Raw genomic sequence first — 9,584 nt, forward strand, 5'->3', positions numbered from 1 at the left:
CCTGCGGAGCGGATGGCGGAGCTGTTAGATTTAGCTGAAAGCTAGGAAATGTTGCAACGACCCCTAGAATCCGCCCGGGGCTACTTGCCGGTCTTGAAGCGCTTTGTGGCGCGGTTGAGGACGTCCTGGGCGGTCTTCTCGATCTTCTGCTTCACCTTGGGTGGGACCTTGGACTCGTAGAGGCCCTGGCCTTTCTCCTTGAGCCACTTGCCGCCCTTCTCGCCGCGCTCGACGAGGTAGTCCGCGGTTGAGACGACGGGGTCCGCGTAGCGCTCTGCGAACTGGATGGCCTGTTCTGCGGCCTTCGGGTCGATGAAGGAGGGGCGGTGCTCCTGGAGCTGTTCTCGCACGGCTGCGCTGAACGCGGTCTTGCGCTCCCAGCGCTCGTCGAGTTTCTTGAGTTCCGCGATGAGGGCCGCGTTAGACCCGCCGTGGTCCGGGTGGTGTTCGCGGACGATGGCGCGGCGCGCCTTGACGTATTCCGGGTTCTTGCGGAAGCTCTGGTTGCCGCCGGTGTTGCGGGCCTGGTTGGCCATGGAAGCCTCTTCTCGATGTTTGTGTGCCCTTGTTGGGTGCTTTGGAGCCCTGGTGGCGTGCTGGCGCTGCCGGGCTCGCTCTGGCGCTGCCGGCCTTACGCGGCCGCTGCGCGCAATGCCTTTCAGGCTATCGCAGTTGGGGGCTCGTGTGGGTATAGAAAAGCCCACCCCCTCCGCCGGATGGTCCGGGGGAGGGGGTGGGCCGGGGTGTTAACTGCCCGTTGTGCCTAGAGCGTTGTGCTCGGCGGGTGAGGGGCGGTTAAGCGTTGATGCCGTTTTAGGCGAACAGCTTGCGGGAAGCTGCGAATGCGCCAGCTGCAACCATTGCGACGACTGCGAGTGCAGCCAGGCCGCGTGCGGCAGCGTTGGAGCCGGTCTCGGCTGCGATACCACGGTCGGTAGCTGCGGCGTCTGCGCCCTCAGCCAGCTGACCGCCCTGAGCGATGACCTCGTCCTTGTTCTCGCCGAGCAGCTTGTCGGAAGCAGCCTTCTCCTCAGCGGTCGGGTCCTCGTTCTTGCGACCCTCGTCCGGGGTGTAGGTCTGGCCGTCCTTCATCAGGTGGTAAACGATGCCACCGATGATCAGGGCTGCCGGCAGAGCCAGCCAAGCCAGCTTCTTCTTGTCGAAGTCGGAGCTGCCCGGGTTCTCCGGGGCGTCCGGCTTAGCGTCTGGGAAAGCCTCGTAGTAGGCGTTGCGGAGCTCGTCAGTGACTGGGGCGTTCCAGTCGTTGCGGTCCTTGACGTAGATCTCGCCGTCCTTGTGCTGGTACCAGGTGTTGCCCTCGGAGTCCTGCTTGGTAGCCGGTGCCGGGATGTCGGACTCGTCGACCTCAGGGGTCTCAGGCTGCGGTGCGGTCTTAGCGACGCCGGCCTCGGTCAGCATGGCGTCAGCCTGCTCTGGAGTCGCCTTGACTGCGTTGCCGAACTCCGGCTTCGAGGCGTAGCCATTATCGTTTTCGTTCTTGAAGTACTCGACACCGTCAGTAGAGGTGAAGGACTCCGGCCAGTTCGTGCGCTCCTCGGTCTGGGTTTCGGCTGGAGCTGCTTGGGCGTCCTGTGCATCTGCGACGGTTGCGCCACCGACGGCCAGGGCGCCTGCCATGACGGCGGCGGTCAGAGTGCGTGGAAAAAGCTTCATGGTCTCTCCTTGAAAGAGATTGGTGTTGCGTAATGCCAAACATCGGGGGCGGCATCAACAGTGTCAACTATAAGCGCTTCCTTAACTCTCGCAACAAATTTTGCATTCCCAATGAGAAACACCCTCAAAAAGGGGTGGAATTCTCAGCTTGTCATTACTCCGCTTCTTGGGGTGCTTGCTCCTCCGCGCCCTTGCCCACCGTTGTGGAGGTGCCCTGGAACTGCCAGCCCACCACCGCATTGCGGACCGCCGGGGCGAGCAGGTTCGCCGGCTGAATGCAGCTGATCGTCAGCAGTCGGCCCGGCATGGGGCCCTCGCCCCAAATCTCAGGGCTTTGTGAGAGCCCCTCCTTCTGCGGGTCGTGGAGGTCGGTGGCGGAGTATACGAGCCAGGTGTCGCCGGAAGCCTGGGTGCGCAGGTAGAGCTTGTCGCCGATGCTGACCTTGTGCTTATCCTTCGCGCCGTCGTAGAGGTCGTTAAATACGGCGGGGACGCCCGCGCCCGTGTGTCCCGTAATGACCACGATGTCTTTGGCATTCGTGCCGGGCAGGGAGTAGGGCTTGTCCTCCGAGGTGTAGGTGCAGGCCTTATCCATCGTGTCTGGATTGATTGCACCGTCCTTCACGCGGCACGGACCCTCCTCGAAGGTGGCGTGCATCTTCAGGGCGGGTACGTACATCTCGATCACAGGGGAGGGGTCGATGGGAGGCGACTGCTCTGCGACTACTTCGTTATTCTCCAAGTCCTCCGGAGGGGAGAACTTGCCCGAGGGCCAGAGCGCAAACACGAGCACGAGGGCCAATGCGGCGGCGCCGAGTTTCAACCACAGTGGCTTCTTCTTGCCATCGCGCGAAGAGGTCTCCCGCCAGGCAGAGCCAAGCTGCGGTTCCGGCCGCCGGTGCTGAGCTCTCTTTTCATCCCGGCGGGCGCGGCGCTGCTGCACAGCGGCCATCTCCGGGCCAAGTGTGCGACCCTGCCTCGGGCCGCGGTGCCCATGATCACGGCTACTGGACGTCGCGGTGCGCCGACGAGGAGTCGAGCCTCCTGGCTGGCCATCCCTGCGGTAACGAGGTTGCTCCCCGGCAGGCCGCGGGCGGCGCGGGCGTCGAGCGTTCGGTTGCCCGTCAATGGGCGCCTGCGGTCGGCGGCGCTGGGGTTCGCCCTGCGGACGTGGACGGCGCTGGCCCGGCGGAGTGGGGCGGCCCCCTTCTGATGCCTGGGGGCGGGGACGGCGCTGTGGTTGGCCCTGGCGTGAACGGAGGGTATTGGCCTCTCCCTGTGGAAGCGGGCGGCGGCGCTGGGACCCACCCTGCGAGCGGGGGCGTTGCTCACCTTCCGGAATGGGTCGACTGCCGCGAGGCTGCTGCGCACGAGGGCGTGGGCGCGGGTGAGGGCCTTGAGCCGCGCCGTGATCTGCGGAGCGAGGGCTGTGCGTTGATCGTTGCCCTGCCTCCCGCTCCGGCGCCGGTGTGTTCGCGCGCCGGTAGGTCGGCGGTTGCGGGCCGCCCTCGTCGGACTGCGGGGAACGTGGGGCGGGCAGCGGGGATCGCCTCGGGCCCGAGTGGCGCCGACGGGGATCCATAGAATCGCTCACTGTTTTGCCCTCCTTATATATGAGGTGTCAGCAACGATCACGCCTGAAACCTCTACGAGAAAACTATGTGGCGATTCTAATGCGTGTTGCACATGCTGTGTTAAAGCTCCCGTCGTGCGCGGCCCACCGTGAACGAGCCACCGCGGGCTCAGAAAAATAAATTTGGCCTCGCGCGTTCGATGTGGTTGAATACTTGACGTTGCTTTAACACGGCACATGAGGCCATGCGTGCTTGATTAAGCCTAACCGGAACTGATCAGGATAAAACGCCCAGCCAAGAAGGTGCTGATGGTGAAGCGAGCATGAACCAACACAGTGGGGGATAACTCTGCTGTGCGGTACTTCGCGCGGGAACGGCGACACGCCCGACCGCGGGTGCCGGAGTGGGACATGGTAAATGAACAGCGGCAGTAAGCATAAGGAAAGAACCTTTTGCCTCCTCTGCGTCCACAACTGCAGATAACCAGCAGTATTTAGGCGCATGAGCACTAGTCCCCACGCGGGGAGGGTCTCTTCCAACACACAGTGTGTGCTTTGTGAACAACGCAAACGCGATCGTTTACCACCCCAACCGGTGCAACGAAGTGAACAGAGAAGACACTGAGCAAACTGGCGTCTGGACCAGGCCCCACGGCCGGACAGCGTTAAGACAAGAAAAGAAGCGTGTTCGCTCACAAGCTCGACAGCAGGTCGAGAACGTGGGCACGCTGAGGAAGAGGACAAGCGTGGCGGGACAGAAGATCCGCATCAGGCTCAAGGCCTACGATCACGAGGCAATCGACGCTTCTGCCAAGAAGATTGTTGAGACGGTCACTCGTACCGGCGCCCGTGTAGTCGGCCCGGTGCCGTTGCCAACTGAAAAGAACGTTTACTGCGTCATCCGTTCGCCGCACAAGTACAAGGACTCGCGCGAGCACTTCGAGATGCGTACTCACAAGCGCCTGATCGACATTCTCGACCCAACCCCGAAGACTGTTGATGCCCTCATGCGCATCGACCTTCCGGCAAGCGTCGACGTCAACATTCAGTAAGCCTGAGTCGAGTCTGAATACAGCAGCTTAAAGGCAGCGGAGAACAAAACTATGAGTGATATTGAGATCAAGGGCATCCTGGGCAAGAAGCTCGGCATGACCCAGATCTTCGATGACGAGAACCGCGTCGTACCGGTCACCGTCGTCGAGGCTGGGCCTTGTGTCGTAACCCAGGTGCGCACCAAGGACATCGACGGCTACGAGGCCGTCCAGATCGCATTCGGTGAGATCGACCCACGTAAGGTCAACAAGCCTGAGTCTGGCCACTTCAAGAAGGCCGGCGTTACCCCTCGTCGCCACGTCGCCGAGATCCGCGTCGCGGATTCTTCCGGCTACGAGGTCGGCCAGGACGTAACCGTCGAGATCTTCAACGAGGTCGACTTCGTGGACGTCACCGGCACCTCCAAGGGTCACGGCTTCGCCGGCGGCATGAAGCGCCACGGCTTTGCCGGCCAGGGTGCAGCACACGGTAACCAGGCAGCGCACCGTCGCGTCGGTGGTATCGGTGGAGCCGCTACCCCGGGGCGCGTCTTCAAGGGCAAGCGCATGGCAGGTCGCATGGGCAACAACCGCGTGACCATGCAGAACCTGAAGGTTGCCAAGGTCGATACCGATTCCAACCTGCTGCTCATCAAGGGCGCAGTTCCGGGTATCAACGGCGGCATCGTCGTTGTCAAGACCGCAGTGAAGGGCGGTGCTAAAGCATGAGCAATCTGAAGCTTGATGTACATACCGCTGATGGTAAGACCAACGGCAGCGTAGAGCTCCCAGCATCCATCTTCGATGTTGAGGCGTCCGTCGCGCTGATGCACCAGGTCGTTACCGCTCAGCTCGCAGCGAAGCGCCAGGGCACGCACGCAACCAAGGGTCGCGGCGAGGTCCGTGGCGGTGGCCGCAAGCCATTCCGCCAGAAGGGCACCGGCCGCGCACGCCAGGGCTCCATCCGCGCACCACACTTCACCGGTGGTGGCACGGTCCACGGCCCGCAGCCGCGCGACTACTCCCAGCGCACCCCGAAGAAGATGAAGGCCGCCGCACTGCGCGGCGCCCTGTCTGACCGCGCACGCCACTCCCGTATCCACGTGATCGAGGAGCTCGTGCCGGGCCAGATCCCATCCACCAAGTCTGCACGTTCCTTCCTGGAGCGTCTGACCGAGCGCAAGCAGATCCTGGTCGTCCTCACCCGTGAGGACCTGACCGCTCGCAAGTCCGTCGCTAACCTGCCGAACGTGCACGCACTGCCGGCAGACCAGCTGAACACCTACGACGTTCTGTACGCAGACGACGTCGTGTTCTCTGTCGAGGCACTGGACGCCTTCATCAAGGCAGCAAGCGGCGCCAACAAGGCCGAGGACCAGAACACGAAGGAGGAGGCTAAGTGAGCAACAAGGTTGTAGATCCTCGCGACGTCATCATCGCTCCGGTCGTGTCTGAAAAGTCTTACGCCCTGATGGAGCAGAACGTTTACACGTTCCTCGTCGCACCAACGTCCAACAAGACCCAGATCAAGATTGCCGTCGAGCAGATCTTCGGCGTGAAGGTCGCCAGCGTCAACACCGCAAACCGTGAGGGCAAGCTCAAGCGCACCCGCTACGGCTACGGTCGTCGCAAGGCCACCAAGCGCGCCATGGTGACCCTGGTCGCCGGCAGCGATCCGATCGACATCTTCGGTGGCACCGTCGCGTAAGCGCCGGCAAACCGACAGGTAAAGAGGAAGCAAAAGTATGGCTATTCGTAAGTACAAGCCGACTACGCCGGGTCGCCGCGCGAGCTCCGTCTCCGAGTTCAGCGAGATCACTCGCTCCACTCCAGAGAAGTCTCTGCTGCGCCCGCTGTCGAAGACCGGTGGCCGCAACGTTCACGGCCACATCACCACCCGTCACAAGGGTGGCGGCCACAAGCGTCGCTACCGCGTGATCGACTTCCGTCGTAACGACAAGGACGGCGTGGTCGCAAAGGTCGCTCACATCGAGTACGACCCGAACCGCACCGCAAACATCGCACTGCTGCACTACCGCGACGGCGAGAAGCGCTACATCATCGCCCCGCGCGGCCTGAAGCAGGGCGCACTGGTTGAGTCCGGCCCGAACGCAGACATCAAGGTTGGTAACAACCTGCCGCTGCGTAACATCCCGGCCGGTACCACCATCCACTGCGTCGAGCTGAAGCCAGGCGGCGGCGCCAAGATGGCCCGCTCCGCTGGTGCCTCGATCCAGCTGCTGGGTAAGGAAGGCAAGTACGCAGTCCTGCGTATGCCGTCCTCCGAGATCCGCCGCGTCGACATCCGTTGCCGTGCAACCGTCGGCGAGGTCGGTAACCAGGAGCAGATCAACATCCGCTGGGGCAAGGCCGGCCGCATGCGCTGGAAGGGCTGGCGCCCGACCGTCCGCGGTGCTGCTATGAACCCGGTCGACCACCCGCACGGTGGTGGTGAGGGCCGCACGTCCGGTGGCCGCCACCCAGTGTCCCCATGGGGTCAGCTGGAGGGCCGCACCCGCCGCCCGAACCGTCCGAGCGACAAGATGATTGTCCGCCGTCGCCGTCCCAACAAGAAGCGCTAAGAGGAGGTAGCAGAGAATGCCACGCAGCCTTAAGAAGGGCCCATTCGTTGACGAGCACCTCCTCAACAAGGTGGATGCTCAGAACGAGAAGGGCACCAAGCAGGTCATCAAGACCTGGTCCCGCCGCTCGACTATCTTGCCCGACTTCATCGGTCACACCTTCGCCGTCCACGACGGTCGTAAGCACGTGCCGGTGTTCATCGATGACTCGATGGTTGGTCACAAGCTGGGCGAGTTCGCACCGACGAAGACCTTTAAGGGTCACGTCAAGGACGACATGAAGGGTCGTCGATAATCATGACTGAAACTGTGAATTCCGCACGCGCCACCGCGCGTTTCGTGCGCGTCAGCCCGATGAAGGCACGCCGCGTGATCGACCTGGTCCGCGGTAAGTCCGTCGAGGACGCCCTGGCAATCCTGAAGTACGCCCCGCAGGCTGCTTCCGAGGACGTCGCCAAGGTTGTTGCCTCCGCAGCGGCTAACGCTGAGAACAACTTTGGTCTGGATCCGCGCACCCTGGTCATCTCCGAGGCATACGCCGACGAGGGCCCGACCATGCGTCGTTTCCGTCCGCGCGCTCAGGGTCGTGCTTTCCACATCCGTAAGCGCAGCAGCCACATCACCGTGGTAGTCGAGAGCCAGAAGGGAAGTGCTCAGTAGTGGGCCAGAAGATTCAACCCCACGGCCTCCGGCTGGGTATCACCTCCGATTGGCGGTCCCGCTGGTACGCCGACAAGCAGTACGCTGACTACCTTGCCGAAGACATCAAGATCCGCGAGTTCCTCTCCGAGGGGCTCGAGCGCGCCGGCATCGCGAACGTGGTCATCGAGCGCACGCACGACCGTGTGCGCGTCGACATCCACACCGCACGTCCGGGCATCGTGATCGGGCGTCGTGGCTCCGAGGCTGACCGCATCCGCGGCAAGCTCGAGAAGCTCACCGGCAAGCAGGTCCAGCTCAACATCCTCGAAGTCAAGAACGTTGATGCCAACGCTCAGCTGGTGGCTCAGTCCATCGCCGAGCAGCTGGTCAACCGTGTTGCATTCCGCCGCGCTATGCGCAAGGCAATCCAGGGTGCAATGCGTCAGCCACAGGTCAAGGGCATCAAGGTTGTCTGCTCCGGTCGCCTGGGCGGCGCGGAGATGGGTCGCACCGAGCGCTACCACGAGGGTCGCGTTCCGCTGCACACCCTCCGTGCCGAGATCGACTACGGCACCCACGAGGCCCACACCACCTTCGGCCGCATCGGCGTCAAGGTGTGGATCTACAAGGGTGACGTCGTCGGCGGTCGCCGCGAGTCCCTGATGAACGCTCGCGACGAGCGCCCGTCCCGCGGTGGTCGCCGTGAGCGCCCGCGCCGCGGTGGTGCACGCCGCCAGCGCGCCGAGAAGAAGCAGGAGGGCTAAGAACAAATGCTTATCCCCAAGCGCGTTAAGTTCCGCCGCCAGCACCGCCCGAACCGTAGCGGTATGTCCAAGGGCGGCAACCGTGTGACCTTCGGCGACTACGGCCTGCAGGCCCTGGAGCCGACCTACATCACGAACCGTCAGATCGAGGCTGCACGTATTGCCATCAACCGCCACATCAAGCGTGGTGGCAAGGTGTGGATCAACATCTTCCCGGACCGTCCGCTGACCCAGAAGCCGCTTGGCGTGCGTATGGGTTCCGGTAAGGGCCCGGTCGAGAAGTGGGTCGCCAACGTCAAGCCTGGCCGCATCCTGTTCGAGATGTCGTACCCAGATGAGCAGACCGCGTTGGAGGCTCTGCGCCGCGCCGGCGCGAAGCTGCCATGCAAGGTGCGCATCGTGAAGAAGGAGGATCAGTTCTAATGGCTACTGGTATCCCAGCCTCTGAGCTCCGCGAGCTCAGCAACGAGGAGCTGACCACCCGCCTGAAGGAGAGCAAGGAAGAGCTGTTCAACCTTCGCTTCCAGATGGCGACCGGCCAGCTGACCAACAACCGTCGTCTGAGCGTTGTCAAGAAGGACATCGCTCGCATCTACACGGTCCTGCGCGAGCGCGAGCTCGGGCTGTCGACCAACCCTGGTGGTGACGCAGCATGAGTGAGGCTAACGTGAACAAGAAGGAAAAGGGCCAGAAGAAGGTCCGCACCGGCTACGTGGTCTCCGACAAGATGGCTAAGACCATCGTCGTCGAGCTGGAGGACCGCAAGCAGCACGCCCTGTACGGCAAGATCATGCGCACCAACTCGCGCGTGAAGGCACACGATGAGGAAGGCCTCGCCGGTGTCGGCGACCGCGTCCGCATCGAGGAGACCCGCCCGCTGTCCAAGGACAAGCACTTCCGTCTCCTGGACATCGTAGAGAAGGCTCGCTAGTTTTCTCTAAGACTTTCCGGTCTTTGCCGGTGTGCTGATGTAAGTCAGTCGTGGTAAGGTGGAAATTCGCACTATATACCCGCCGTAGGCAACCGCCTATGGCGGGTCTTTTGCTATCCACGCCCCTTCTCAAAAGCTGCATATTAGGTTATGCTAAGTTAATTTACGCTTGCTGCACTTGTGCCACCACTTTGGCCAACGCAGCCCATAAACCCGTTATTTCCGGGTTAAGGGTCAAAAAGTGTGTCTGGCCCGGCGTGTCGCGGGGGTTAGATTTGGCCTTTTTGGATGCCGATTGAGTGGGTGTAGTCGGTGTCGATAGCGTTGTCGTAGAGGGCTGGTCGTCCTGTTTCGTGGTCGGCTTGGTTCTCGTTTCGGGTCAGGGTG

General features: G+C 62.5%; 14 protein-coding genes. 11 read left to right on the plus strand and 3 right to left on the minus strand.

What is annotated here, in order from left to right; genetic code table 11:
- Positions 1-80 precede the first annotated feature (80 nt).
- From QP140_RS09370 to QP140_RS09380, 3 genes are all read right to left on the minus strand, one after another.
- On the minus strand, positions 81-536 hold the full coding sequence (locus tag QP140_RS09370; RefSeq protein WP_284759369.1) for a hypothetical protein: 456 nt from the start codon (positions 534-536) through the stop codon (positions 81-83).
- A 277-nt stretch (positions 537-813) separates the two neighbouring features.
- Positions 814-1,674 (minus strand): hypothetical protein, encoded by an 861-nt coding sequence (locus QP140_RS09375; protein ID WP_284759370.1) that lies wholly within the window; start codon positions 1,672-1,674, stop codon positions 814-816.
- 154 nt (positions 1,675-1,828) lie between these two features.
- Complete coding sequence (locus QP140_RS09380; protein ID WP_284759372.1) at positions 1,829-2,626, minus strand: sortase; 798 nt, start codon at positions 2,624-2,626, stop codon at positions 1,829-1,831.
- A gap of 1,367 nt (positions 2,627-3,993) precedes the next feature.
- On the opposite strand from QP140_RS09380, the gene rpsJ reads away from it, so the two are divergent.
- The 11 genes from rpsJ to rpsQ are packed head-to-tail and all read left to right on the plus strand — an operon-like array spanning position 3,994 to position 9,197.
- Positions 3,994-4,299, plus strand: coding sequence for a 30S ribosomal protein S10 (gene rpsJ, locus QP140_RS09385; RefSeq protein WP_010120790.1), 306 nt, complete (start codon positions 3,994-3,996; stop codon positions 4,297-4,299).
- A 51-nt stretch (positions 4,300-4,350) separates the two neighbouring features.
- Positions 4,351-5,007, plus strand: a complete 657-nt coding sequence (rplC, locus tag QP140_RS09390; protein WP_284759390.1) for a 50S ribosomal protein L3 — start codon at positions 4,351-4,353, stop codon at positions 5,005-5,007.
- Positions 5,004-5,681 (plus strand): 50S ribosomal protein L4, encoded by a 678-nt coding sequence (gene rplD / locus QP140_RS09395; RefSeq protein ID WP_070758469.1) that lies wholly within the window; start codon positions 5,004-5,006, stop codon positions 5,679-5,681. The genes rplC and rplD overlap by 4 nt, the downstream gene beginning before the upstream one ends.
- Positions 5,678-5,986: a 50S ribosomal protein L23 gene (gene rplW, locus QP140_RS09400; RefSeq protein WP_070758468.1), complete on the plus strand. Its 309-nt coding sequence runs from the start codon at positions 5,678-5,680 to the stop codon at positions 5,984-5,986. Before rplD ends, rplW begins: the two co-directional genes overlap by 4 nt.
- A gap of 37 nt (positions 5,987-6,023) precedes the next feature.
- Positions 6,024-6,860, plus strand: a complete 837-nt coding sequence (gene rplB, locus QP140_RS09405) for a 50S ribosomal protein L2 (RefSeq protein ID WP_012359578.1) — start codon at positions 6,024-6,026, stop codon at positions 6,858-6,860.
- 16 nt (positions 6,861-6,876) lie between these two features.
- Positions 6,877-7,155 (plus strand): 30S ribosomal protein S19, encoded by a 279-nt coding sequence (gene rpsS, locus QP140_RS09410; RefSeq protein WP_012359579.1) that lies wholly within the window; start codon positions 6,877-6,879, stop codon positions 7,153-7,155.
- 2 nt (positions 7,156-7,157) lie between these two features.
- A complete protein-coding gene (gene rplV, locus QP140_RS09415) occupies positions 7,158-7,520 on the plus strand; it encodes a 50S ribosomal protein L22 (protein WP_012359580.1) in 363 nt (120 codons plus the stop codon).
- On the plus strand, positions 7,520-8,266 hold the full coding sequence (rpsC, locus tag QP140_RS09420) for a 30S ribosomal protein S3 (protein ID WP_012359581.1): 747 nt from the start codon (positions 7,520-7,522) through the stop codon (positions 8,264-8,266). The genes rplV and rpsC overlap by 1 nt, the downstream gene beginning before the upstream one ends.
- 6 nt (positions 8,267-8,272) lie before the next feature.
- Entirely contained in the window at positions 8,273-8,689 is a 417-nt protein-coding gene (gene rplP, locus QP140_RS09425; RefSeq protein WP_070758467.1) for a 50S ribosomal protein L16, read from the plus strand.
- Entirely contained in the window at positions 8,689-8,922 is a 234-nt protein-coding gene (rpmC, locus tag QP140_RS09430; RefSeq protein WP_012359583.1) for a 50S ribosomal protein L29, read from the plus strand. The genes rplP and rpmC overlap by 1 nt, the downstream gene beginning before the upstream one ends.
- Entirely contained in the window at positions 8,919-9,197 is a 279-nt protein-coding gene (gene rpsQ / locus QP140_RS09435; RefSeq protein WP_070758466.1) for a 30S ribosomal protein S17, read from the plus strand. Before rpmC ends, rpsQ begins: the two co-directional genes overlap by 4 nt.
- The last annotated feature ends 387 nt before the right edge of the window (positions 9,198-9,584 follow it).

This window comes from Corynebacterium sp. UMB9976 (assembly GCF_030212265.1).
Classification (GTDB): Bacteria; Actinomycetota; Actinomycetes; order Mycobacteriales; family Mycobacteriaceae; genus Corynebacterium.